At 63.9% G+C, this 24757-nt stretch carries 22 protein-coding genes and 2 pseudogenes; 15 read left to right on the forward strand and 9 right to left on the reverse strand.

What is annotated here, in order from left to right:
* Positions 1 to 45: 45 nt before the first annotated feature.
* The gene (catA, locus tag NH14_RS28080) at positions 46 to 981 is read right to left on the reverse strand and encodes a catechol 1,2-dioxygenase (RefSeq protein ID WP_035533976.1); all 936 of its coding nucleotides are present in this window, start codon (positions 979 to 981) and stop codon (positions 46 to 48) included.
* 191 nt (positions 982 to 1172) lie between these two features.
* On the opposite strand from catA, the gene NH14_RS28085 reads away from it, so the two are divergent.
* From NH14_RS28085 to NH14_RS28105, 5 genes are all read left to right on the forward strand, one after another.
* On the forward strand, positions 1173 to 2090 hold the full coding sequence (locus NH14_RS28085) for a LysR family transcriptional regulator (RefSeq protein WP_035534023.1): 918 nt from the start codon (positions 1173 to 1175) through the stop codon (positions 2088 to 2090).
* Positions 2091 to 2226: 136 nt separating this feature from the next.
* A complete protein-coding gene (locus tag NH14_RS28090) occupies positions 2227 to 3345 on the forward strand; it encodes a muconate/chloromuconate family cycloisomerase (protein ID WP_035533974.1) in 1119 nt (372 codons plus the stop codon).
* A 53-nt stretch (positions 3346 to 3398) separates the two neighbouring features.
* A complete protein-coding gene (catC, locus tag NH14_RS28095; RefSeq protein ID WP_035533972.1) occupies positions 3399 to 3677 on the forward strand; it encodes a muconolactone Delta-isomerase in 279 nt (92 codons plus the stop codon).
* A gap of 184 nt (positions 3678 to 3861) precedes the next feature.
* A complete protein-coding gene (locus tag NH14_RS28100; RefSeq protein WP_035533969.1) occupies positions 3862 to 4479 on the forward strand; it encodes a J domain-containing protein in 618 nt (205 codons plus the stop codon).
* Between the two features lie 609 nt (positions 4480 to 5088).
* Positions 5089 to 5469 (forward strand): DUF427 domain-containing protein, encoded by a 381-nt coding sequence (locus NH14_RS28105; protein ID WP_035533967.1) that lies wholly within the window; start codon positions 5089 to 5091, stop codon positions 5467 to 5469.
* 51 nt (positions 5470 to 5520) lie between these two features.
* Here NH14_RS28105 and NH14_RS28110 read toward each other — a convergent pair whose 3' ends face one another.
* A complete protein-coding gene (locus NH14_RS28110) occupies positions 5521 to 6882 on the reverse strand; it encodes an MFS transporter (protein WP_035533965.1) in 1362 nt (453 codons plus the stop codon).
* A 377-nt stretch (positions 6883 to 7259) separates the two neighbouring features.
* Between NH14_RS28110 and NH14_RS28115 the strand changes: the two genes are divergently transcribed.
* A complete protein-coding gene (locus tag NH14_RS28115) occupies positions 7260 to 8267 on the forward strand; it encodes a zinc-dependent alcohol dehydrogenase family protein (RefSeq protein WP_035533963.1) in 1008 nt (335 codons plus the stop codon).
* Positions 8268 to 8282: 15 nt separating this feature from the next.
* On the opposite strand, the gene ftrA is transcribed toward NH14_RS28115, so the two are convergent.
* A complete protein-coding gene (ftrA, locus tag NH14_RS28120; protein ID WP_052148543.1) occupies positions 8283 to 9305 on the reverse strand; it encodes a transcriptional regulator FtrA in 1023 nt (340 codons plus the stop codon).
* Between the two features lie 97 nt (positions 9306 to 9402).
* On the opposite strand from ftrA, the gene NH14_RS28125 reads away from it, so the two are divergent.
* From NH14_RS28125 to NH14_RS28135, 3 genes and pseudogenes are all read left to right on the forward strand, one after another.
* Complete coding sequence (locus NH14_RS28125) at positions 9403 to 9813, forward strand: rhodanese-like domain-containing protein (RefSeq protein ID WP_035533961.1); 411 nt, start codon at positions 9403 to 9405, stop codon at positions 9811 to 9813.
* Positions 9814 to 9903: 90 nt separating this feature from the next.
* Positions 9904 to 10209 (forward strand): annotated as a pseudogene (locus tag NH14_RS28130) (NIPSNAP family protein).
* Between the two features lie 60 nt (positions 10210 to 10269).
* The gene (locus tag NH14_RS28135) at positions 10270 to 11817 is read left to right on the forward strand and encodes a sensor domain-containing diguanylate cyclase (RefSeq protein WP_331253473.1); all 1548 of its coding nucleotides are present in this window, start codon (positions 10270 to 10272) and stop codon (positions 11815 to 11817) included.
* A 2-nt stretch (positions 11818 to 11819) separates the two neighbouring features.
* Here the strand turns inward: NH14_RS28135 and NH14_RS28140 are convergent, their stop codons facing one another.
* The 6 genes and pseudogenes from NH14_RS28140 to NH14_RS28165 form a co-directional block, all read right to left on the reverse strand.
* The gene (locus NH14_RS28140; RefSeq protein WP_152617322.1) at positions 11820 to 12020 is read right to left on the reverse strand and encodes a hypothetical protein; all 201 of its coding nucleotides are present in this window, start codon (positions 12018 to 12020) and stop codon (positions 11820 to 11822) included.
* Positions 12021 to 12071: 51 nt separating this feature from the next.
* The gene (locus NH14_RS28145; RefSeq protein WP_027818693.1) at positions 12072 to 12350 is read right to left on the reverse strand and encodes an HU family DNA-binding protein; all 279 of its coding nucleotides are present in this window, start codon (positions 12348 to 12350) and stop codon (positions 12072 to 12074) included.
* A 174-nt stretch (positions 12351 to 12524) separates the two neighbouring features.
* Positions 12525 to 13871, reverse strand: a complete 1347-nt coding sequence (locus tag NH14_RS28150; protein WP_035533959.1) for a glutamine synthetase family protein — start codon at positions 13869 to 13871, stop codon at positions 12525 to 12527.
* 152 nt (positions 13872 to 14023) lie between these two features.
* Positions 14024 to 14581 (reverse strand): helix-turn-helix domain-containing protein, encoded by a 558-nt coding sequence (locus tag NH14_RS28155; RefSeq protein WP_035533957.1) that lies wholly within the window; start codon positions 14579 to 14581, stop codon positions 14024 to 14026.
* Between the two features lie 14 nt (positions 14582 to 14595).
* Entirely contained in the window at positions 14596 to 15885 is a 1290-nt protein-coding gene (locus NH14_RS28160) for an NAD(P)/FAD-dependent oxidoreductase (protein WP_035533955.1), read from the reverse strand.
* A gap of 130 nt (positions 15886 to 16015) precedes the next feature.
* A pseudogene (locus NH14_RS28165) lies at positions 16016 to 16201 on the reverse strand (dioxygenase family protein); the annotation flags it as partial.
* A 217-nt stretch (positions 16202 to 16418) separates the two neighbouring features.
* On the opposite strand from NH14_RS28165, the gene NH14_RS28170 reads away from it, so the two are divergent.
* The 6 genes from NH14_RS28170 (at position 16419) to NH14_RS28195 (ending at position 24736) form a co-directional block, all read left to right on the forward strand.
* Entirely contained in the window at positions 16419 to 16598 is a 180-nt protein-coding gene (locus NH14_RS28170; protein WP_035533952.1) for a hypothetical protein, read from the forward strand.
* A 372-nt stretch (positions 16599 to 16970) separates the two neighbouring features.
* Positions 16971 to 17912 carry a hypothetical protein gene (locus tag NH14_RS28175; protein ID WP_035533951.1) on the forward strand — a complete coding sequence of 314 codons (942 nt, stop codon included), beginning with the start codon at positions 16971 to 16973 and terminating at the stop codon, positions 17910 to 17912.
* A gap of 127 nt (positions 17913 to 18039) precedes the next feature.
* Positions 18040 to 19224 (forward strand): hypothetical protein, encoded by a 1185-nt coding sequence (locus NH14_RS28180; RefSeq protein WP_035533950.1) that lies wholly within the window; start codon positions 18040 to 18042, stop codon positions 19222 to 19224.
* A gap of 45 nt (positions 19225 to 19269) precedes the next feature.
* Positions 19270 to 19704 carry a hypothetical protein gene (locus NH14_RS28185; protein WP_035533948.1) on the forward strand — a complete coding sequence of 145 codons (435 nt, stop codon included), beginning with the start codon at positions 19270 to 19272 and terminating at the stop codon, positions 19702 to 19704.
* 21 nt (positions 19705 to 19725) lie between these two features.
* A complete protein-coding gene (locus tag NH14_RS28190) occupies positions 19726 to 19959 on the forward strand; it encodes a hypothetical protein (protein ID WP_035533947.1) in 234 nt (77 codons plus the stop codon).
* Positions 19960 to 19978: 19 nt separating this feature from the next.
* Positions 19979 to 24736 (forward strand): hypothetical protein, encoded by a 4758-nt coding sequence (locus NH14_RS28195; RefSeq protein ID WP_035533946.1) that lies wholly within the window; start codon positions 19979 to 19981, stop codon positions 24734 to 24736.
* Positions 24737 to 24757: the final 21 nt, after the last annotated feature.

Here is a 24757-nt window from a genome sequence, read left to right on the forward strand (position 1 = left end):
GGCGGCGGCGTTATCCGGCCGCCGTCACAGCGAGATGTTGGGGCATTACGCTGTGGCTGAAACGCGCGGGCGATTGACGATCTGGTTGTCCTTGCCCTGCACCAGCGTGGTCAGTGCGAGGTTGAACTCGATGTCCTTATACGTATCGCTCTTCAGGCCCAATGCCGTACCGCCGGTTTTCTCGACGACGTGAGGAATCAGTTCCTCACGTGTGGCGTAGGCGAAGTCGTCCCAGATCAGCGGATCGCCTTCGATATTGAATTGCGTCGTGAGCTTGCGATGGTTCTCGCTGGTAACGAAGAAGTGCACGTGCGCGGGACGATTTCCGTGACGGGCAATTTCGTCGAGAAGTTGCTGAGTTGCGCCCTGCGGAGGACAGCCGTAGCCCACCGGCATCAGCGTGCGGAATTCGTATTTGCCGTCGGCGCCGGTCTTCACTGCGCCGCGCAGGTTGAAGTCGCTTTGTGCGCCGGTCGGGTCGAAGTGCGAATAAAAGCCCTTCGAATTGGCGTGCCAGCATTCCACAACGGCGCCCGCGACCGGCTTTCCATCCGGACCGGTAACCGTGCCGTGAATAATGAGCGGGCCTGCGTCCGCGTCGGGATTGATGTCGATTTTCGAAACGCCATCGCGCAATGTCGCGCCGGCGACATACAGCGGGCCTTCGATGGTGCGCGGCGTGCCGCCTTCGATGCCAGCAGCCTTGTCCGCTGCATCCATGCGGATGTCCAGGTACTTCTCGAGGCCGAGGCCCGCAGCGAGAAGCGCCGCTTCCCCATCCTTGCCGAGCTTGTTCAAATAGTGAATGCCGGCCCAGACCTCATCGGGCGAAATGTCGAGATCGTCGATGGCTTTGAACAAATCGCCCAGCAGACGATTGAGAATCAGCTTGAAGCGGGGATTGCCGTTCGGGCCGCCAAGGTTGGTGGCTGCTTTCAGCAGGTCTTGCACTTCCTGGGTGTCGAATACCTTCGCGCTCATGGCTACTGTCTCCACTTCTTTATCTCAGGGAAAATATCTCGGGCATTGCTTGCCGCTTCAATCGTGCCGGAGTTTTTATGCTCCGAAGGTATAATGAATGGCGTCGAATGCTGTGAGAGAAGCATAGTTGTAGGGCAGCAGGCGCGTCCAACACTGAATTAGTATCAGGATCATATCCGGCAGGTATGAACATGGAGCTGAGACACCTGCGCTACTTCGTGGCCGTGGCCGAAGAGCGCAATTTCACGCGGGCCGCCCAGCGGCTGCATATTGCACAGCCGCCGCTTTCGCGGCAGATCCAGCAGCTCGAGGAAATGCTGGGCGTGCAACTTTTCGAGCGCGACTCGCGCCCGCTCAAGCTCACCGACACCGGCCGCTTCTTTTATCAGCACGCGGTGCAATTGCTGGCGCAGTCGGCCGAGCTGGAATCCATGACGCGGCGCGTGGGCAAGATCGAGCGCAGTCTTTCGGTGGGTTTCGTCGGCTCGACGCTTTACGGCATGCTGCCGAAAATCATCCGCCGCTATCGTCAGGAGAATGCCGCAGTCGAATTGAGCCTCACCGAAATGTCGACGACAGACCAGATTCAGGCGCTCAAGGAAGGCCGCATCGACGTGGGGTTCGGGCGCATTCGTCTGGAGGATCCGAGCATTCGCCGCGTGGTGCTGCGTGAGGAACGCCTGATCGTCGCGCTGCCGCTCGGACATCCGCTCATCGGCGCCAAACCCACGCTTTCGCTGCGCGAGCTCGTCAACGAGACCGTCATCATTTACCCGAAGCACCCGCGTCCCAGTTACGCCGACCAGGTGCTCGCGGCCTTTCACGACCGTGCGCTCGAACCCCAGCACATTTACGAGGCGCGCGAACTGCAGATCGCACTCGGGCTCGTGGCGGCCGGCGAAGGCATTTCGATCGTGCCGAGCAGCGTCTATGGCTTGAAGCGCGATGACGTGTCGTACAAGGATCTCGACGATGCCAAGCTTGTATCGCCCATCATCATGAGCACGCGCATGCTCGATGAATCCGAGGATGTGCGCCGCATGCTCGATCTCATCTACGTGCTCTACGCGGAAGAGAAAATGGAGCACCTCGCGCCGCCCGAGCGTTAAACCCTCGCGCCATTCAATGCGCATGCGCCACCGGCGCCATACCTGGCAAGTATCGATTCAGACATTTTCGGTGTTGGACACACGGCCCGCGCGGCCTGCATACTCGGGTCAACTCACTTGATCCAATCTGCCAGGTATGAACGCAACCATCAGCTCCATTGAAGCGATCCTCGTGGATCTGCCGACCATTCGCGCGCACCAGCTCGCCATGGCCACCATGCAGCAGCAGACGCTCGTGATCGTCCGATTGCGCTGCAGCGACGGCGTCGAAGGCATCGGCGAGGCCACCACGATCGGCGGCCTCTCGTATGGCGACGAAAGCCCCGAAGGCATCAAGCTCACCATCGACACCTATCTCGCGCCCGCGCTCAAAGGCGTGGACGCAACCAATATTCACGCGGCCATGGCGCGGCTGGACAAGGTCGCGCGCGGCAACCGCTTCGCGAAATGCGCGCTGGAAACGGCACTGCTCGATGCTCAGGGCAAGCGTCTTGGCGTGCCGGTCTCCACGCTGCTCGGCGGCGCGGTGCGCACTGCCTTGCCTACGCTGTGGACACTCGCGAGCGGCGACACGCAGCGCGATATCGACGAAGCCGAACGCTGGCTCGGCGAGCGCCGCCACGACACCTTCAAGCTCAAGATCGGCCGGCGCAGCGTGCGCGAAGACGTGGCACACGTCTCGGCCATCAAGCGCGCGCTGGGCGACCGGGCGCGCGTGACCGTGGACGTCAATCAGGCCTGGAACGAAGCCGATGCGGCAACCGGCATCGCCATGCTCGAAGCAGCGGGCATCGACCTGATCGAGCAGCCAGTGCCGCGCGAACAGCGCGCGGCACTGGCGCGGCTTGCCGCACGCTTCGTGGTCCCGATCATGGCCGACGAAACGCTGATGGGCCCCGAAGACGCGCTCGACCTCGTGCGCGGTGCATGCGCCGATGTGTTCGCGCTGAAGATCATGAAATCGGGCGGTCTCTATGGCACGCTGCGCACGGCCGCCGTGGGCGACGCGGGCGGCATGGCGCTCTACGGCGGCACGATGCTCGAAGGCAGCGTGGGCACGCTCGCGGCGGCGCATTGCTTCGCGACGCTGCCAAGGCTCGCGTGGGGCACGGAATTGTTCGGACCGCTGCTCGTGAAGGACGATATCGTGATCGAGCGGCCTGCCTATCGCGACTTCTGCCTGCATTTGCCGGCAGGCCCCGGGCTTGGCATCGCAATCGACGAAGACAAGCTCGCTCACTATCGCCGCAAGTAACCATCCACGAGTATTTTGGCTTCCTGATTAATAAAATCCACCGAGGACAGAACATGCTTTTCATGGTACGTATGGACGTGCACATTCCCGCCGATATGCCCGCCGGGCAGGCCGAGGAAATCAAGGCGCGCGAGAAGGCTTATTCGCAGGACCTGCAACGTCAGGGCAAATGGCTGGCGCTGTATCGCATCGTGGGCGAATACGCGAACTACAGCCTGTTTGACGTGGAATCGAACGACGAACTGCACACGCTGCTTTCCGGGCTGCCGCTCTTCCCGTACATGACGATGCACGTCACGCCGCTCGCGAAGCATCCCTCTTCCATCCGCTGAGCGCTCCGCTCGCCGCCTGGCTCGTGCCACGACCATTTCGCCCCGTGGATCACGGATTTGGACGAGGCGCTCCAGGCCGAAAAATTCGACGACTGAGATTGCAACGTTCACAATCGGCAGCCGCTCCGTTGGAAGTGTGCCGCATGCTACGATCGACGTGACTCCACTTCAATCTATGTGAGCCATGGCGACGTTGTACGACTTGTTGAACGTCCACGCAGACGTGAGCGACGCGGAAATCAAACGCGCCTACCGGCGGGCCGCGATGAAAGTGCACCCGGATCGCAACGTGGGGCGCGAAGCGTCCGCGCATGCTGAGTTCCAGGAACTCAAGGAAGCCTACGCGATCCTTTCCGATCCTGAGCAGCGCCGTGTCTACGACGCGGTGTACGCCGAGGAGATGAGTCGCCTCGCAAGGGAGCGGGACGAGGAAGCGGCGCGTGCGCAGGCGGTTCGCGACGCGGAGTACGCGCGGCACGTGGCCGTCGCCATGCGCTTTGCCGAACAAGGCCACAATCGCGACGTCGTCTTCGGCGTGTTGCTCGCGCACGATTGCGAATCGCAGCTTGCCGGGCGTATTGCGGATGGCGCGGTCGCGCTGCATTTGTCGCGCCAGGAGCGGACATCGCCGAACGAGCAAGGTGAGGAAGCTACGTCAAGCGATGCCAGCGAGGCGCAGGAGGCAAGGCCGCAAGCCGCTGTGGAGCGCGCGCGTGGTGACGAGCCTCGTGCGAGCGCCGAGCGCACCCCTGTGGACTTCTTCAGCGCGGTCTGGCGCGGGATGTTTGGCCTGCACTCTTGAACTCCCGGATGTGCGCGTCGCGAGGGTCCTCGCTTGATCGTGCCGATTCGGAGCCTTGTTTGCCCTCCGGCCTTTCATGTCAGACATGAGCGCTGCGCATGTTTCCGGTGCAGTATAGATGGGCGGAAACCGTGGAAGACGAGGGAGCCAGACATGGGAAACACCACCAGGCTGGAGTTGTTTTGTCGGTTGTTCCTCGGGCTCTTCGTCGGCTTCTTTTGTGTGACCGCCGCTCTTTTCGTGCGTTACAAGACGGTGACTCACACTCCGCAAGTCACCGCCGTACCGTCTGAAGGCGCGTCGCAAAACCTGTCGGCACGCGCGCTGGCCACGCCGTTCACGTCCGCTTCCCGATCGCAACGCGCAACGCCGTCACTGAAACCTCAGGAAAGGATGCTCATCACGTCATCCACCTCCACGTTCATCACCTTCATTGCGGCCGCCGTGGCGAATTTCATGAGCTGGAGGGAACGCAAGCGCAGGCGGCAAACCGGGAAAAGCGGCGCGCCTTCCACGAGTCGCTCGGTTTTCGCCCTACACTGCAAGGCGTCGGCCGAGCCGCATCAGCCGGCTCCGCCCTCCCGCTTCATGCCTGCAAGGAGTGCCGCCATGCACACGAAAACCGTGAAGATTCCTGGCCCGGACCATCCCATCACGATCGAGCCCTCTCCATTGCGCGTGATCGTGAAGGTCGCGGGCAAGACCGTCGCCGATACGCGACGGGCGTTGATGCTGCGCGAAGCGAACTATCCGGCCGTGTTCTACGTGCCGCGCGAAGACGCCGACATGTCGCTGCTCGCGCGAACCGACCATGCCACGTATTGTCCCTACAAAGGCAACTGCAGCTACTACTCGATCGTGCCGGGCGGCGAACGCTCGATCAACGCGGTGTGGACCTACGAGTCGCCGCATGACGCAGTCGCGCCAATCAAGGACCACCTGGCCTTCTATCACGACCGGGTGGACTCCATAGAAGAACTGGACGCCTGAACAAAACAAAACGGCGCCCGAGGGGATTCTCGAAGCGCCGTCCGCCCACGCTCAACGCGTCTTTTGCGCAGCGGGCACCCCTATCAGCAACGCCACGCCGCTCGCCACCAGCAGCGCAGCGAGCACATAGAGCGCGTTGTCCATGCTGCCCGTATGCACCTTGATGAGCCCGATCGCCCACGGGCTCACGATTCCGCTCGTAATGCCGATACTGCTGATGAGCGCGATGCCGGCAGCTGCGGTCTTGCCCGTCAGGTAGGCAGGCGGCACGGCCCAGAAAATCGGCAGCGCGGCGAAGATCAGCACGGCTGCGAGCGAGAGAATCGCCATCATCGCGGCAAAGCTCGCCAGGTGCAGCGTGAGCAGCGAAAGCGCCACGCCGCCGCCGATGGTGCACGCTGCGAAATGCCAGCGGCGCTCGCCGCGTCGATCCGAGCGGCGCGCGATCAGCATGAGGCCCACGGCGCCTATCGCGTTCGGAATCACCGTATAGAGGCTGATCGCCAGCACGTCATGCACGCCGAAGTCGCGAATCATCAACGGCATCCAGAAGTTGAGCGTGAGCGATGCGCAGGTCAGCGAAAAATAGATGAACGCGAACAGATAGACACGTGGATTGCGCAGCGCAGCGCCGAACGAATGTGACGGCGTCTTGGCGTGCCTGGCCGTGCTCGGGACCAGCGTCGCTCCATCGCGCTGCGCGAGCAAGTGATCTTTTTCTGAATCGCTGAGCCAGCGTGCCTGCTCCGGACCGTCGACGAGCCAGAACGCCGCCATGAGGCCCAGCAGCACAGCGGGCAGGCCCTCGATCGCGAACATCCAGCGCCAGCCCTCCATCCCCATGACGCCGCCCATGTCGCGCATGATCCACCCGGAGACGAGCCCGCCCAGCACGCCCGCCACCGCGACGCCGGCAAAAAAGATCGAAAGCACCGCAGCACGGCGGCGCGGCGGAAACCAGTAGGTCAGGTACAGCACGATACCAGGGAAGAAACCCGCCTCGAACACGCCAAGCAGGAAACGCAGCACGTAAAAGTGCGTGGGCGTATGCACGAACATCATGCAGGTCGAAGCGACGCCCCAGAGCAGCATGATGCGCATGAACGTGCGGCGCGCGCCAAAACGTGCGAGGAGCAAATTGCTCGGCACCTCACATAGCACGTATCCCACATAGAAAATGGCTGCGCCGAGGCCGTACATCGCGTCGCTGAAGCCGAGGTCGTGCTTCATCTGCAACTGCGCGAAGCCGATGTTGATGCGGTCGAGAAACGAAACGACGTAGCAGACGAACAGAAACGGAATGACGTGCCACGAGACTTTGCGGTACAGCAGGTCGTCGCTGGTCGGGGAAGCGACGGCGGACGGCGCGAGCGTGGGGTCGGATGCGCGGTCCGTGATGATCGATTGTGGCATGTGCCTGTCTCCAGATTTTTTCGAAAACCCGCGCCGCGCGGATCTCCGTTTAGTGGCGTCTGACGCGCCTTCGAAATGACTCGGTAAATCTCCTATACGGCATCAAGGATTCAGGTGCGGATGACTGCTGCGCCGCCGAGCCCGTGCGACTACCGTGAGCGCATCATAGGAGCGGCATAATTTATTTGTCAATAGCTAATCATTTAGTCAAACGTAAACGATTCGGGAAAGTGCTCGCCACCGCAGCACCAATGTCTGTCAGGCGGACATATTCGCAAGCTCGCTCGTGCGCACGCGTCTATGCTTCGTCTGTTGCCTGCAACGGCAAGCTCGCCAACACTCACGACGCCGCGCAGCGGCACGTACAGGAGATCGTCATGAAAGCCATCCAGCTGATCGCGCCCGCCGGGCTCGACAATCTCAAGCTCGTGGATCTCGCCCCGCCAGGCGAGCCGCAGGCTGGGGAGATCCGCGTGCGCCTGCACGCCAGTTCGCTGAACTACCATGACCTGGGCGTCGTGCTCGGGAAGATGGGCGCCGCCGACGGGCGCATCCCCATGTCCGACGGCGCGGGCGTGGTCGAAGCCGTGGGTCCGGGCGTGAGTGAATTCGCTGTGGGCGATCACGTGGTGTCCACGTTTTTCCCGTCATGGCTCGACGGCGAGCCCACCCTTGCCGACTTCTCCACCACACCCGGCGACGGCGTGGATGGCTACGCGCGCGAGGCCGTGATCGCGCCCGCCACGGCGTTCACGCACAGCCCGCGCGGCTACAGCCACGCCGAAGCGGCCACGCTCACCACGGCGGGGCTGACCGCCTGGCGTGCGCTGGTTGTGAACGGCTCGCTCAAGGCCAGCGAGACGGTACTGGTGCTGGGCACGGGCGGCGTGTCGATCTTCGCGCTGCAACTTGCCAAGGCGATGGGCGCGACCGTGATCGCCACCTCGTCATCCGACGAAAAGCTCGAGCGTGCGCTGCAACTCGGCGCGGACCACACGATCAACTATCGCAGCGAGCCGCAATGGGCAACCAAAGTGCTGGAATTCACGAACGGCCGCGGCGTCGATCACGTGGTGGAGGTCGGTGGACCTGGCACGCTCGAACAGTCCATTCTGGCTACGCGCGTTGGCGGGCATATTGCGTTGATCGGCGTGCTGACCGGTATCGCGGGCCCGGTGCCCACCGGCACGATGATGCGCCGGCAGCAGCGCCTGGAAGGGTTGATCGTTGGAAACCGGCAGCATCAAATCGAACTTGTGCGCGCCATCGACGCTACCGGCATCAAGCCCGTGATCGACCGTTCGTTCGCGCTAGAGGCAATCGCCGATGCGTTCCGGCTGCAACAGGCGGGTGGGCACTTCGGGAAAATTGCTCTGGAGTACTGATGCAATAGCGGATGCTCACCCCAGCGGGGAAGCGGGCCGCTTTGCACTTGATGCATGCGGCCGCTTGCCCCGTGTGTCGTGCGCGAACTGCTCACGATATGCAGCGGGACTCGTAAGCGCGATGCGCCGGAAATGCCGCCGCAGTGACTCCTCGGAGCCGAAGCCCGCCAGATCCGCCACGCGGTCCATGGGTAAGTTCGGCCGCGATTCGAGCAGATCGCGCGCGAGATTCACGCGCTCGCGCACCACCCACGCATAAGGTCCCATTCCCGTTGCATCGAGAAACTGCCGTTGCAGAGTGCGCGTGCTCATCGCAGCGCGTGCAGCGAGCGAAGCCACGCTATGATCGAGGCGCGGATTCGCGCGCACCCAATCCATCAGCCTCGCGAGCGGACTACTTTCATCGCGAGGCATCGGGCGCGGCACGAACTGCGCCTGGCCGCCGTCCCGATGCGGTGGGACGACCAGTCGTTGCGCCACACGATTGGCTACCGCTGCGCCGTGATCGCGGCGCACCAGATGCAGCAGCATGTCGATGCCTGCCGCCGATCCCGCCGAGGTCAACACCTGCCCTTCATCGATATAAAGCGCGTCCGGTTCGACATGCAGTTGCGGATAGCGCTGCTGCAACCGTTCTGCGTAACGCCAATGCGTGGTTACCCGTTTACCGTCGAGCACACCCGCTGCGGCAAGCACGAACACACCCGAACAGATCGAGCATAGCCGCGCCCCGCGCGCGTACGCGGCGCGCAGTTTCCTGAGCAGCGCTTCGGGCGGATGCTCATCGGCATCGCGCCAGCCCGGTATCACGATCGTTTGCGCGCGATCGAGCATCGCCAGCGTATAGGGTGCGGACACGGTAATGCCGCCCGCCGCGCGTAGTGGACCGCTCTCGGCGGCACATACTGCGAAGCGATACCACGCAACGTCGAGCTCCGGCCGCTCGAGCGCGAAAAACTCCGTCACACAACCGAATTCGAAAGTGCAAAGGCGGTCGTAAGCGAGCGCGACAACGAGATGAGAAGTGGAATCGGACATGGCGCGATGTTACCGGAAATTGTCGATCGCGCCACTGTCGGAGCCACGGTGCGGCGCGAGAAAATCAGGGCATCGACACCACGACAAGGAAGCAGATATGTCAGCCGTATCCGAAGTCCCTGCAGCACCGAGCGCCGAGGCACTCGCCCATTTCAGCGCATTGCTCGCCTTCGAAACCGATTGCGCCGACGTACACGCCGCGTTGTCCCGCGGCGCCTCCTCAGCGGACTTCGTCCTGCTTGACGTTCGCGGTCCGGCACATTTTGCGCGCGGTCACGTGCGAGGGGCGGTAAATCTGCCGCATGGAAAGATCGTCGCTTCGAAGCTCGAAGGCTATCCGCTGGACACGCTCTTCGTGACCTATTGTGCGGGCCCGCATTGCAACGGTGCAATACGTGGTGCAATCCGGCTCGCCAGGCTCGGACGCCCCGTCAAGATCATGACCGGCGGTGTCACCGGGTGGCTGGACGAAGGGTTTGAACTGGCTGCATGCGAAGCCGTGGTTTAAGTTCACATGCACGGCAAGCGCGGCCTCTCGCGCTTTCCCGTGCTCCGCTACACTCGTTCTTCACTCATCCTCTGACCCATCACTCAGGCCATGATCACCTGCTCCCTGCGCTACGTTATCGACCCCTACCGCCTGGCCGAATTCGAAGCCTACGCAAAGATGTGGATCCCGCTCGTCGAGAAATTCGGCGGCCAGCATCACGGCTATTTCCTGCCCTCGTAAGGCGCCAATAACATCGCGCTCGCCCTGTTCTCGTTTTCGAGCCTCGCCGCGTACGAAGCTTACCGGACGCAATCGCAAAGCGACCCCGCCTGCCAGGCAGCCTTTCAATACGCAAACGATACACGTTGCATAGTCAGCTACGAACGCAGTTTCATGCGCCCGGTATTCGGGTAGGATGCGGTTTATCCGCCGCGCCGCCCGCGCTCCCGCCATCCCCATCTCAACGCACGAAACATGCAACAAGGCACACAGGCAACCGCCGCCAGCTTTGCCACCATGGGCGTCGACCTGCTCGACTTCTTCGACGTCACACCCACCTCGCTTTGGCTCGAAGACTACAGCCAGTTGCGCGCCCTGTTCGAGCGGTGGCGCGAAGCGGGCGTCACGAATCTGCGGGCGTGGCTCGAAGAAGACCCGCGCCGCGTAGCCGAATGCTCGGCCTGCATCCGCGTGCTGAAGGTGAACCAGCATACACTCGCGCTTTACGGCGCGCGCAGTCATGAGGAACTCACCGCGCGTCTCGCCGACGTGCTGCGCGACGACATGTTCCAGGCGCACGTGGGCAAACTCGAGCAAATGTGGCAAGGCCGCACGACGTTCCAGAGCAAGAGCGTGAACTATACGCTCGGCGGCCGGCGCATGGACATCCTGCTGCGCGGCGTGATTCTCCCCGGTCATGAAGGCGACTGGAGCCGCGTGCTCGTCTCGATCGAAGACGTCTCCGCGCTAGAGGATGCACGACATCGCGCCGCCATGAGCGAGCAGTACGCGCACGGCATCTTCGAGCACGCGCCCGTATCGCTGTGGGTGGAAAATTTCACGGCTATTCGCCAACTGCTGGACGAAGTGCGCATGCAAGGCATCGTCGATTTCAGGACGTTTACCGACGTGCACCCCGAGTTCGTCGAGCGCTGCATGAGCGAGATCCAGGTAATCGACGTCAATCACTACACACTCGGCATGTATCGCGCGCCCGACAAGGACACGCTGCTCTCACGCCTGCCCGAGGTGTTCCGCGACGACATGCGCCCGCATTTTCGCGAGCAGCTCCTCGATCTATGGGAAGGCCGCCTCTTCCAGCAGCGCGAAGTCGTCAATTACGCACTCGATGGCAGCGCGCTCAACGTGCATCTGCAATTCTCGGTGTTTCCCGGCCACGAGGAGTCCTGGGATCTCGTACTGCTCGCGCTCACCGACATCACCGCGCGCAAGAAGGCCGAAGCCTACCTCGAATTCCTCGGCAAGCACGATGTGCTCACGAAGTTGAAGAACCGCTCGTTCTACGTGGACGAAATAAATCGCTTGCAGCGCAAGGGGCCGTTCCCGGTGAGCGCGATCGTCGTGGACATGGACAACCTGAAGGCCGTCAATGACCAGTTGGGCCACGCCGCCGGCGACGCGTTGCTACGCCGCGCAGGCGAGGTGCTGACGAAAGCGATTCAAAAGCCTTACCACGCCGCGCGCATCGGCGGCGACGAATTCGTGGTGCTGCTGGCTGGCAGCGGCCCGCGCGACGCCGAAGTGGTTGCAGAAAGCATCACGAAACTGGTCGAATTGAACAACCAGTTCTACGGCGGACCGCGATTGAGTTTTTCGCTGGGCTGGCAAAGCTGCGAGGAAGGCGAAAGCGTGGAAGCGATGTTGCGCGCCGCGGACGCAGCCATGTATGAGGCCAAACGGCGGCGCAACGATTCGCAGCGCACTGGCGCGAACGTTGCGGGTGCTGTGGCTGATGTGTGCGACACGAGCCAGGATCACCCGGTAGCCAATAAAGGCGTATGAATTCAACGCGAGCGCGACACCTTCACGCCCACGCGGGAAGCGAAAACGCTGTAATGAACTGAAATAACCAGATCGATATTCTGGCGAATTGGCGCTGAAAAAAACTTACCGGGAGCAAGGCTTGATGCGCCCTGCTCCCGGCTTACGATGCGCTTCGCCACCGCAACCCACCGCACGATCAGCAAGACGGCGGGAACAGACACTCGCTGCCCCGCCGGCTTTCCGGTTCGTGCCGCGTGCGGCGGCGGCCAGCATCACGACGCGTTGACGGCGTCCTTGAATGCCTTGCCGGCCGTGAACTTCACCGTCTTTGCCGCGGCGATCTGGATTTCCGCACCCGTTGCCGGGTTGCGGCCCACGCGGGCAGCACGCTGGCCGGTCGAGAACGAACCGAAGCCGACGAGTTGCACGGAATCGCCCGACGTGACCGCCTTGGTGACCACTTCGAGGATCGCGTCGATTGCGGCTCCGGTGGCTGCCTTGGTCTCGCCCGTGCTTGCGGCGACTGCGTCAATGAGTTCCTGTTTGTTCATCTGCTACCTGTGTTGAGTTGAGAAAACCTGCATACCCTACCTCACACGGGCCAAACAGGCAAATTACGTTGCATATCGAAACGCAAAGCGCACGGGGCTTACAGGCCGGACGACTCCCGGGAATGATTCCTGCAAGCGATTTTCTCGCCGATTTTGTCACTATTTGGCGTCATTTTACAAAAACCAGCGATATTCCCGCGCACCGATCGAATTCATAAAATCGAGGTGGTCCTGGCGTTTATTTTCACAATAAACCATCGTGAAATCGTCGCCGAGCCCCTCGCGCACCCCGGCATGCCCGCGCATGGCGGCCACGGCCGACAGCATGTCACATGGAAAATCGACACCGCTCGTGCGGTCTTGATTGAGCGACGCGATCGGTTCGCGGCCCGCTTCCAGGCCATGTTCGATGCCCGCGAGAATGGCCGCGAGCACGAGATACGGATTGGCGTCCGCGCCCGCGAGCCGGTGCTCGATGCGCAGATTTGCTTCATCGGACTCGGGAATGCGGATGCACGCATCGCGGTCCTCGAACCCCCAACTCGCCCGGCTTGCCGCGTTGACCATCGCGCCGTAGCGCCGGAACGCATTGTGATTGGGCGCGAAGATTGGCATGCAATGCGGAAGCAGCGCAAGACAGCCCGCCACCGCATGACGCAACGCGCGCTGCTCTCGCGCGGCGAGCACGTTGCGGCCCGCCTCGTCGTAAAGGCTCACATGCACGTGCATGCCGCTGCCGGGCGCGTCGAGAAATGGCTTCGACATGAAGCTCGCCCGATAGCCGTGCCGCAGTGCCACGCCGCGCGTGCTCCGGCAAAAGAGCGCCGACCAGTCCGCCGCGCGCAAGGCGTCGTCGCAATGGCCGAAGTTGATTTCGAACTGCCCCGGCCCCAACTCGGCGGTGATGACCGTTGCGTCCACACCTTGCTCACGCGCGGCCTCTACCATCTCGTGCAGCACGGGCGCGAAACGCGAAAGGCGCTCGATATGCATGTTCGGCTGATTGTCTTCGTCATCGCATAGTGGATCGCGTGCGTGCCTGGGCAGCCCTTCGCTCAGCTTAGCATCGAACAGATAGAACTCCAGTTCGAACGCGACCACGGCCTTCAGCCCGCGCTTTGCAAAACGATCGAGCACGCGTGCGAGCACCTGGCGCGGTTCGAAGCCGATGGGCGTGGCGGTGCCGTCCGAGGTAATCAGCATCTGCGCGAGCGGCGGCTGCTCCCAGCGCACCCGCCTGAGCGTGCCGGACACCAGGCGACGCGGCACATCGGGATCGCCGTCGTGGAAGCAGTACTCGCCGATCGGATACACCCCGCCCTGCGCACCGAGCAGGATGCAGTTTTGCGGCAGCTTGAGCAGCGCGCCGGCCGCCACTTTTTCGAGCATGGCGATGGGATAGCGCTTGCCGTAGAAATGCCCGGGGATGTCGAGGCAGATCAAGTCGACGTATTGCACGTCGGGATGAGCCGCGCGAAAGGCGCGTACTTCGCTCACGAGGTCAGTTGCGGTGGTGCTCACGTCGAATTCCTCTTTAGCGGGAAATGGTGGACCAGGGTGGACCAGGGTTGGACCTGCTATTTAATACGGATTCCAAATCATTATGGAAGCACGCGCGCCGGCAAGGCGCGTATCTCCGCTAGCTTCATATCAGGCAGGCATCGAATCGGGCCTCAGGTAAACACCCAAAGCACGCGCGCGTCCTTGTCCGAGCAGTTCGCGTAACTGAAGCGGCAGCGGGCCGGCAGTTGAAAGCTGTCGCCGGCTTTGAGCGTGACCTCCTCATCCTCGCCATCGAGCCAGATCGTGAGTTCGCCTTCGAGCACGAAACCGCCCTGCTCGTCGCTATCGTCCACGGGACGCTCGCCGCTCGTCGCGCCCGGCTCCAGCAGGCTCTCCAGCATCGAGAAACCCGACGACATGCTCGGCGAAACCAGCACATCGGTAATGCCGCCGCCGTAGTAAAGCGTGCGCCGCTCGCCGGGTCGCGTGACCCATGGCAGCGCGCGCGGCTTGCTCACGCTGTAGAAGTACGTGGTGGGCGTTTGCAGCGCTTCGCCGATGGCGGTGAGATCGGCGACCGTGGGCCGCGACTTGCCGCGCTCGACCTGCGAGAGAAAACCCACCGAACGCCCGATCCGCTGCGCGAGATCGGCCAGCGTTACCTTCTTGTGCTTGCGCAGATCGCGAATGAGGATCGCGAGGCCCTCTATCTCTTCTTCCTTGTCCATGCCGGATACCTCAGTCAGACCACGTCGCGCATGCGATACCAGAGCTTGCCGAGCGCTTCGAGCGGCGCGGCCAGCGCGTCGCCGCCCGGGAAACGCGGATTATGGATGGCCTCGTAGCGCGAGAGCAAGCGCGTGTCGCCGAGGATCGCATCGGACACGGCGCGCGCCGCGGCCAGCGTCGGCAGCACGCCATGCCCCGAGAAACCCTGGAGCCAGTAGCGCCCGCGCGCGTGCCCCACGTCCGGCGTGCGCCGGATACTGATGTCGATATGGCCGCCCCACGCGTATTCGAGTTCGACGCCGCACAGTTGCGGGAAAACGCGTTCGAGGCTCGGCCGGATCGAGGCGCGAATGTCTTTGGGAATGCCGCCGAGATACGTGCATGCGCCGCCGAACAGCAGCCGATGGTCGGGGCTCAGCCGGAAGTAGTCGGGAACGAACTGATTGTCGATCACGCAACTATTGCGCGGCAAGAGCGTATGCGCGAGTTGCGGGTCGAGCGGTGCGGTCGCCACCTGATACGTGCCGACCGGCAGGACGCGGCGCGCAAGCTCGCGGTCGAGCCGGTCGATATAGGCGTTGCAGGCAAGCACGAGCGTGCCCGCGCGAATCCGGCCGTGGGACGTAGTCGCGACGAAACCCGTTGGCGTTTCGCGCCATTGCTGCACACGGGTTTGCTCGAAGATGCGCCCGCCCGCGCGCTCGATGGCAGAGGCAATGCCCAGCGCAAGCTTGAGCGGATTGAGGTGGCCGGCCTCGGGATCGAAAAGCGCCGCGAGATAGCGCGGGCTGCCCACCCATGCGGGCATGTCGGGCTCGGTGATGACGCGCAACGCGTCGTAGCCCCATTTGCGCGCGGCTTCGTCGCGTGCCTCTTCCAGCATCGCAATGCGGTTGCGCTTCACGGCGGTCCAGAGGCTGCCGGGCCGGTAGTCGATGTCGAAACCGTGGCGTACGGGCAGTTCGCGCACCTCGCGCGCCGCCCAGCGCATGCTTTCCCATAGCTCGCGCGCGCCTTCAAGTCCGAGCGACTGCTCGAGTGGCCCCATGTCGCACGACCAGCCGAGCAGCGCCTGCCCGCCGTTGCGTCCGGACGCGGCCCATGCCACGCGGCTCGCCTCCACGACCACCACGCGCCGGCCCGCGAGCGCCAGGCGCAACGCCGTATGCAACCCGCTGAAACCCGCGCCGACGATCAGGACATCGGCATCGCACTCGCCCACCAGGGCCGGGCGCTTGGGCGCCTCGCCGGGCAGCGTGCGGGCGTAATAACTCTCCACATGACGGGTCGATTCGACGAACATGGCGGCATCCGTGAAATTCTATCTGTATAATTTCATGAAAAAGTAGCACGACAATTTCACGGATGCAATCGTCTTTTCGGGCTTTCTGGCTTCGACGTTACGCCGCAGTGGCCCTGCGCAGCCGATTGATCGTCGCGCCGCGCGGTGGGCAGCCATAGCCAACGGGCATGAGCGTGCGGAACTCGTATTTGCCGTCCGCGCCCGTCCTCACTGCGCCGCGCAGTTTGAAATCGCTCTGTGCGCCCGTCGGATCGAAGTGTGAATAGAAGCCCTTCGAGTTCGCATGCCAGCACTCCACCGTCGCGCCAGCGAGCGGATGGGCCATGTCCTTTTCGCCGTCGAAACAATGAAAAGGTCGATAGCATTCATCGCGGGTTAACAACCCCTTCGTTCATTTTGTTAAGGGTTCGTAATCCGCACCGGGACGGCCTGCCCGTCCCGTGACAATCGAATCGCTTTTCCTGCCAGATATCTTTCGGATTACCAGTCGTAGCGCCGCTGTCAATGTATTCCCACCACCATCAGAAAGAACAATGACTGCAACCCCATGCAAGGCGTTCGCGCACGTGTTCGGCAGTTATCGCTACAACTCGCTACAACTCGCTACGACTCGCTATGCTCGCGCGCCGCACTGGGGCGCGGTGCAGATCGGTGTGGACTACTTCCTCGCGAAGCGCACCGATATCTACCTCTTCTGCGATTACCAGCGGTAATCAGCAACGCAACCGATGACAGCAGGAAAAACTTTGAACATGCAAAACGCATCTTCATCTGTCCTCTCGCGCAATCACGTTTCGGATACCAAAGTTTGTTTTCGAGTTTGGTTAAAAAGCTTTCACCTTTTCGAACGTGAATAAACATTCGATACTGAGACGCTTAAATAAACGTCATCGGACGAATCACGCGCACGGCGCGTCACGACTGGAGAATGGCCAATCCACAATCGTGCTGTTTCTTGACAAGATTCCCCCATCGTCTACGCTCAACGCACGGCAAAGCCTTTTGAATTTCAATTCAAAACAATGCGGTCTGTTTTCATCGTAGTGCCACGATTGTCTGCAGGCTAGCGAAGAAGGGGCGCCAGCGTGAACTTCGTCGATACGATCCTCATCAGGCTCGCTGATCCGGCGGCGCGCGGCGGCGTGTTCGACAACGACAGCCTCGCGCAAATCGCATCGACGGCTTACGACACCAGCGCGATGCCGATTCAAGGACCGTACAGCGCGGTCTTCGACGATATCCAGCTCGGCCTTGCGGTCCCGCGCGTCGCCACCCTCGAGGGATACTGGGGACGCTCGACAACGGGCGAGCGCACCGACTCGCAGTTCGTGCTGTCCGGGCTCGGCGAAAGCGCGATTCGCGTGGATGCATTCTGGCGCGGCTCGATCATCGCCCGCTCGACGCCCCCTACCGGACATGTGAGCGCCGCACGCGGCAACGTGGTTGATGCTGGACACATCGATGCGGAGATCGTGGCCGCACTCGGCGCGCTGCCCGGCGATCCGGCCGCGCTCGAAACCGAACGACGCACGCGCTTGCTAACGCATCTGCGCGCGGCGTTCGCACAGCCCGACCTGATGACCGGCGCGCTGCTCGACCAGTGGCTGCACGAGAACGGCGCGTCATCCGTGAGCGACCTGATCACGAACCTGCGCGGCGTGCTCCACGCCTGGCCCCTGCAGATCACTTTTTCGCCGCCCAACGAGGTGCCGTCGCTGCCCGAGCCGTTGCCGATCGGCACCGCGCTGTTGATCCGCGACGTGGGCTTTTCGGTCGGCGACCTGCTCACGGAATCGCGGATCGTTCGGCAGCAGCTCGGCCAGATGGGCCTTACCCGCGCGGTAGACGCCAGTTTGCCAATCCGCGAGCCGCTGCCGATCACCTGGATCGTGCCGGCTGCGGCATTCGACGACGCAGGCTGGCCTGGCGCCACCGCTGGCATGGCCGCGGACGCCGCGCGAGCCGCGCGGCGCACGGCCGCCGCCGGCTGGCTGGTGCTACAGGGAATTGGCCTCGCCGCGGTTTGAGAAACCATGTTAGCAATCCATATCGATATGAACAGATAAACCTGGATAAACCTGGCATTGCGAAGTTTCCCCGGGCCGGCATGGATCGCCCGTTTCGTGTTCAGAACTGACATCAAAGGAGCAACTTATGTCAGCAACCGTCCCTGCGGCGTTTCCCTTCATCCTGGTCAACATCGATACGTCCGCGCTGATGCCCATCGCGCAGCGCTCGCCCGGCGTGATCGCCATCGTTGGCAAGACCCCCGCCGGCGCAGACGGCGGCGATGCGGCATTCGACATGCCGACCGTCGTGGACACGGCATCCGATGTGTCCCAGCACTTCGCGAAGGTCAATGGCGACGGCAGCGTGGCCGACACGACGCTGTCGACCTCGCTCAAGCTCGCGATGCTGCAAAGCCCGACGCCGTCGAAGGTATACGGCGTCAAGGTGAACGGCAACGACTACGCCGGCGCGCTGGCGTCGCTAGAAGCCGCGGACGACGTGGACTTCGTCTGCCTCGCGAACGAAACCGACGTGGGCGTGCCCGCCGCCGGCGGCAATCCGCCGACTAACCTGCTCGCGCTCAAGGCGCATGTCGAGACCATGTCGTCGCAAGGCCAGAAGCGGCTCGGCGTGGCGATGGTCAACCCGGCGACCGCGAAGTCGCCCACTTACGTTCACGACATCGACGCCACGGCCACGCCGCTCAAGAGCGACTCCAGCCGCATGGTGCTGGTGGCCGCGCGCGGCGCGGCGGTCGACGTCGCCGCGGCCGCCACCGGCGCAATCGCCGGCTATGCGCCGCAGGTCTCGATGGTGCTCAAGCAGGTGCGCGGTGTCAGCGTGCCGACCGCCAGCCAGTACGGGCCGAGCGAAATCAAAGGCCTCTCGGAGGCCGGCATCGTGCCGATCATCCAACCTTCGCTGATCGTCGGCGGCGGCTTCTACTTTGGCGAGGGCCGCTGCTACACAACCGACGCGAGCCTGCTCTACATCGACATCGTACGCGTGCTCGACGACATCGATTTCCGGCTCAAGGCGGGCCTGATCGGACTGATCGGCGACTCGCGCATCACCAAGGCGGGCCTCACGCAGGTCAAGGTGCGCATCGACGCGATTCTCGGGCCGCTCGTCAACGCCGCCGTGATTGACGACTACTCGACCACGATTCCGGTGTTGAACATCCTCATGACGCCCGAGTCGGCCTGGAGCGCGACGGACAGCGCACTGGTCGTGACCGCGCGCGCGAACCGGACCGTCGACGTGTTTGTGTCGATCACCTACGGTCCGGCGGTGCACCAGCTTCGCGTCACGCTGGCGCCGAGTTTTTGACCGACCGCTTCCCATCCGCGCTTCCTATACGAAGAGGAGCCCAACATGCCCGACTGGAACACCCGGCTGGCCGTGTCCTATACGGCGAACAACCAGACCCGTACGATCACGCCGATCGATTCGTTCACGCCCACCTTCACGCTCACCGCGGAGCCGCTGCACTCGATCGAGCATACGCACATCGGCGTGATCTATTCGCCGCAGTCGATGACGTTCTCGATGACGGTGAAGGCCATCGGCACGGTTGCCGCGGAGCTCACCACGCTGGCGATCAAACGCACGCCGTTCGACGTCACGCTGCAGGAATCGATGAACGGCAACGACTGGGCGTACGCATCGGTGGTGATGAGCAACTGCGTCATCACGAGCGCGGTGCCTTCCACCGCAACCGTGACGGGCGCGCCCACGGCGACGTTCTCCGGCTTCTGTCTTGGCGCGGCCGAGACAGACAAGAGCAACGCCACCGCGACGCTGCCCTAGCCCCGCCCGGAGCAACCCATCATGCCCAACGGACACGACACGCCAGATCCGACCTCGGGAACGCTCGTGCACGACGGCCATTCGATCGGCTGGTCGCTCGGTTCCGAAGCGGACGAGGCGAGCGGCAGCGGCCCGCCGGAGGTGCACTACCACTTCCCGGTGGAGATCGAGGTCCGCAACACGGTGGCGGCCGTCGACGAGGACCGCCTGATTCACGCCACGCTGGAACGGCTCGCCCGCGAGCTGACCGGCTGATACCCGCTTCTTTGCGCGTATGCGGATCAACGTCAACATCCCGGTGCGTTTGTCTGTGGACCTCGATGCGATCGAGCATCGCCCGGCCGACCTCGACGCCGCGCTCGCGGCGGCGATGGCGCGCGCAATGCGGCGCTCGTCGGCGGCAACGGCGCGCTCCGGGGATCCTTCGGCCATCGTCGTGCACGACCCGACTTTCCTGTGGCGCGGCGCGAACCTGCGCAGCGTCCCGGCCGAAACCCGTCAGGATACCGAAGCGCGCCTCGCGCGCGTGATCCAGCGCTCGGCGCGCACGCAGGCGACAACCTCAGCCACGACGGCAACGGGCGCGCGCTTGCGCCGGCGGCCGTGGCGCGGCTGGCAAACGCTGACAAGCATTAATTTTCACGCCAAGGTCGGCGAATACCTCGCGTTCCTCGACACCTCCATCCACGACCGCACTGCCGATTACGCCACGCTCTACGCGGACTACGAGGAGCAGCTGAAATGGGTCTCGCTGTGGGTCGTGCGGGTCGACCGTCCGTACCGGCGCGACGATCTCTCGGCGGAACTGTCCGCTCGCGCGTTGGAGCTGAGCCGTGCGCACCCCGGACGCGAAGACGGGTTCTGGGTGATCAACCTGTCCGAGCGAGACCGGCAGCGCGTGATCGAACTCGATCAAGACAATCTCGTTGCGGGCGCCACACCCGACCTGAGAAGCAACGGCCGCTACCTCAGAATCTACGGCGGCGAGGTCTATCTGATGCCCGGCGCGCAGGTCATCTTCACGATGATGGTCCTGCCGACCATCTCTCTGGAGACCTATGCGCGGCCCGGCACGCCGGTCGACGTCGAGGTCCGCAACCGCGACCTGGAGTTCCTCGTCTACCAGGACGGGTTTCGCGATGCGCTGGGCGTGTCATGGCCCGACTTCATCGCCGCGATGGGCGACGAAACGACGACACTGCACGTGGCACCGGTCGAAGTCACCGCGCCGGTGCTTCCGCCGACGCTGCAGCAGCTCGTCGAGATGCGCGACGCGCTGCCGCCCGCCGGCTCGCTCGCCTACCGCAAGCGCGACCTCCGCCTGCTCAACCAGGACACCCTGGACACGCTGCCTGACGTTGTGCGCACAACCGTCACGCCGTTGACGACCCCGGCCACGCTGGCGCTCGATGCGGACAGCCGCTGGGGCCGCTGGCGAGTCGGCTGGCGCGGCGCGCTGCTGTCCGCGACCTTCGCGCTGAGCGAGGACCAGCAGTTCGCGGTCGGCCATCGTGCGCGGGCCGAGCAGATCGCGGAGGCCATCGTCGCGCTGCTCGGCAGCTATCCGCAAGGCGATTCGCTGGCTGAAATCCCGTGGTGGAGCAGACTCGACGCGCTCTGCACCAGCGACCTCGGGGCGCGCGCCAGCGGGGCCGGGCGCCTCACGATGTTCGACCTCATCATGGAGGCGCTAGAGCGGCGTGAAGGCGGCCGGTGGTTCGATGCGCTGCTGGACAAAATGGCGAGCACGCGCGGCGACGCCGCCCTGCATTTCATCCAGGCGGCCACGACGTCGGCGCGCTACAACGCGCATCCGCGCATCAGCCAGATGCGCAGCGACTACAACAACGCAACGCGCGCGGCGCTCAGGAACGCCTACTTCCCCGATACCGGCGCGATGTGGCTGTTCCACGACGCCGAGCGGCGCGTGGCACGCAACGGCGTGGTCGCCGACGCGTACGCCGACTATGCATCGCACGCGCGCGTGAAGCACCTGCGCGAAGAACGGCGCGCCGAGTTCGACGCCGCGCTGGAGACCGCGGCCAATCAACTGCTCGCGGACATCATGGCCGGCCGGGTTGCGAAGGACTTCAACAACCAGGAGTTCGCGAACGAAGCGATCAACCGCGCGGTAGCCGCAATCCACCTCTCGAACGACGACTTCGAAACCGTCACCCAGATCACGTCATTGCGCGTGACCGCGATCGAGTTTGTCGTCGACCGCGGCATCGAGCGCTACAACGTGACCTTCAACATGGTCCAGAAGATCGAAGGCGAAGCGAACTGGACCGATCTTCCCGGCACGAGCCGCACGTCCACGGAACTCGAATTCGAGTGGCTCCTGTTCGGCTGGGATCTGGGCCGCATGGGCGACCGCCTGGAGACGGTCGGGCTCGTGATCGGCGGCATCGCGGTGATTGCCGTCGCGTGGGAAGCCGGCATCGTCACCGCGCTGGTCGAGGCGGCCGGCGGCACGGGGGCCGTGCTGACCTCGGTGGTCGTCTCGGAGATCCTCTATCTCGCGACCGCGAAGCACTACAGCCTCGAAGGCTTCGTGATGGCGGCGATCGACGGCTATCTGTTCGCGCTGACCTTCCGCTTCGCGGGCATCGGCGGGCGCGCGATCGCACTGCGCATCGGGCGCGCGACGATGCCGCAAATCGTCGGCGGCTGGGTCGCGGAACGGCTGTTCGTGGGCATCGTCGGCGGGTCGCTCGGCGGCGGCGCAGTGGTGTTCTCGCATGGCCTCGCCGACAGCCTGCTGCACGATGGGCCGGGGCCGAGCCTCGGCCAATACGTGCGCGGCATGACGATGGGCGCCGTGTTCGGGCTGTTCGGCGAGTTCGTGATCGGCCCGGCGCTGCAGGGCGCGTTCCGGGTCGGCGGGCAAACCGTGCTGAACACCGCCGACGAGGCCATCGCCGTGATCCGTCGATCAGGCGTCTCGCCGGCCCGCTACGCGGCCGAGATCTCGCAGGCGCTGTCTGCGATCCGCCAGCGTCTCGCGACCTTCCTCGAAGAGTCGAGCGTCCAGACGATCATCACCGGCCTGCGCGAGCGCATGGCGACGCTCGGCGAAGGGCTGAGCCTCGGCAGCATCGGGCGGCGCTTCGAGTTCTCGATGTTCCGCCGGGTGTTCGAACTCGCCGACATCGGCATGGGTCCAGTCGAGACCGACGGGCTCGAACGGCTGTTGTCGACGACCGAGTCCGGCGCGGCGCGCATGTCGCAGGAGGAACTGCTGGCGTTCCTGAACCGGGTGGCGGTCGACAAAGGCCGCGCGCAGAAACTGCTGAACGCGCTCGGGCGGCTTACCGACGAACGCGCGGGTGCGCTGATCGGCGGCGGGCAGCTCGACGGTCTGGCGTCGTCGCCTAATCTGCTGCATCACCTGACGGCTGGCGACATCAACCGCATCTGGGACGTGCTCGCCGGTCCGTCGTTCCGGCTTTCGGCCGCCGATTGCGAGGCCTTCCTCGGCCGGCTCGCGCCCTTTGCCGACGAACAGCAGATCGCGGCGCTGGAAATACTTCGTCGTCCGGAGCAACTCGTAACGCCGGAAGGCGTCGCTCAGGCGCTCGAAAAAGGCGGCTTGAATGCTGGCGTTGGCGAGGGACTCGACCGCCTGTACGGCGCGCTGGAGTCGGCGGCGGCCGATACATTGATGCGCGCGATCCCGGCCGCCGATGCGCCCGGCTACCTACGCTGGCTCGGCGCGCAGCGCCAGGAAATCGTCAACCAGCTTGCGCAGGACGGTTTTCTCGAACCGTTGGCGAGCGCGCCGCACGCGCTCGATTTCATCGGCCGCAACGGGCTTGACTCGTTCCGCACGCTCGCGGCCGCGCATGGCCCGTTCGGCGCCACGATTGCCGAGGCGGTGGCCGGTCTCGATGCCTTCGCAGGAGCGCTGCGCGCCTTCTCGCAAGACCAGCAGGATCTCGCGGTCGCCACGCTGCTGCGGGCCGGCAACCGGGTTCCGCCGGACTCGCTGCTGTTCGTGTTGCAGCAGCATCTGACGCTCGACGCGGAACTCCAGCGCGCGCTCGACAACGTCTACGTCGAACGCTCGGGCATGACCGTGCAGGAATTCCAGCGGCTCACGGGCGCGCGCTTCGACGCGGCGCTGCGCGGGTTGTATCGGGACGACCTGCCGTACTGGAACGAACTGGGACACGCCGAGGCCATCATACGTCATGACGAAGTGATGGAAATGCTGCGCCAGCGCGCCAATCGCACGCCTTTCCGGAACTTCGTGGGCCGCTACCCGGGCCACGAAGGCGCGGCGATCGACGCGCTCGGCCGGCTCCTCGCGCGCGTGCGCGCGCTGAGCGGCGGCACCCTGCAGCGCTTCGAGATGACCGACCTGATCCAGGCGCTCCAGTCGGTGACGACACGCGGACCGACGCCGATCGCCGAAATCGACCAGATCGCCGCCGATATCGGCCAGTCGGGATTCCCGACCCGCACGGTCGGCGCCGGGGCCAGGGCCACGACCTTCCCGTCCGCGGCTGAGGAAGCGCGCGCGTATGTGAGGCTGCTGGGCGACAACGTCTCGCCGGCTCAGGCGCAAACCATGCTGACGCTGCCTGCCGATGTCAATGTGGCTAGCGTGGAAGTGGCCGGTGAAGGCGAGAGAGGTCCGGACGTCCTGCTCACGACCGACACCGGGCAAACCATCGGCCGCGAGTCGGTGGCCACGCGCATTCCCACGGTCGACCGTGCCGATCCGCTCAGTTCGCTTCAGCGGAACTTGAATAGCGCCAGTCTCAGCCACAAGATCGACGAATACGCCGCCGGCGGCATCTATGCCAGGCGCGGGGGGATTCGCTGGTTGCGCAGGGAGATCGACGTGCGCATCGACCCATCTGTGGATAGCTTCTCCTATGACGCTCTGCTCGCGCAAATGCAGGCGGACGGCTCGCTCGCGCCGTTTCTGGACCGCGTGATCCGCGATAACGCGGGCTGGACGAATATCAGCCGGATTCGCTTCTACAATTCGCAGGGCGCCTTGGTTCACACCTGGACACCCTGACCGACGAAACCTTGCGGGACG

The organism is Paraburkholderia sacchari (assembly GCF_000785435.2).
In the GTDB taxonomy this organism is placed as follows: Bacteria; Pseudomonadota; Gammaproteobacteria; order Burkholderiales; family Burkholderiaceae; genus Paraburkholderia; species Paraburkholderia sacchari.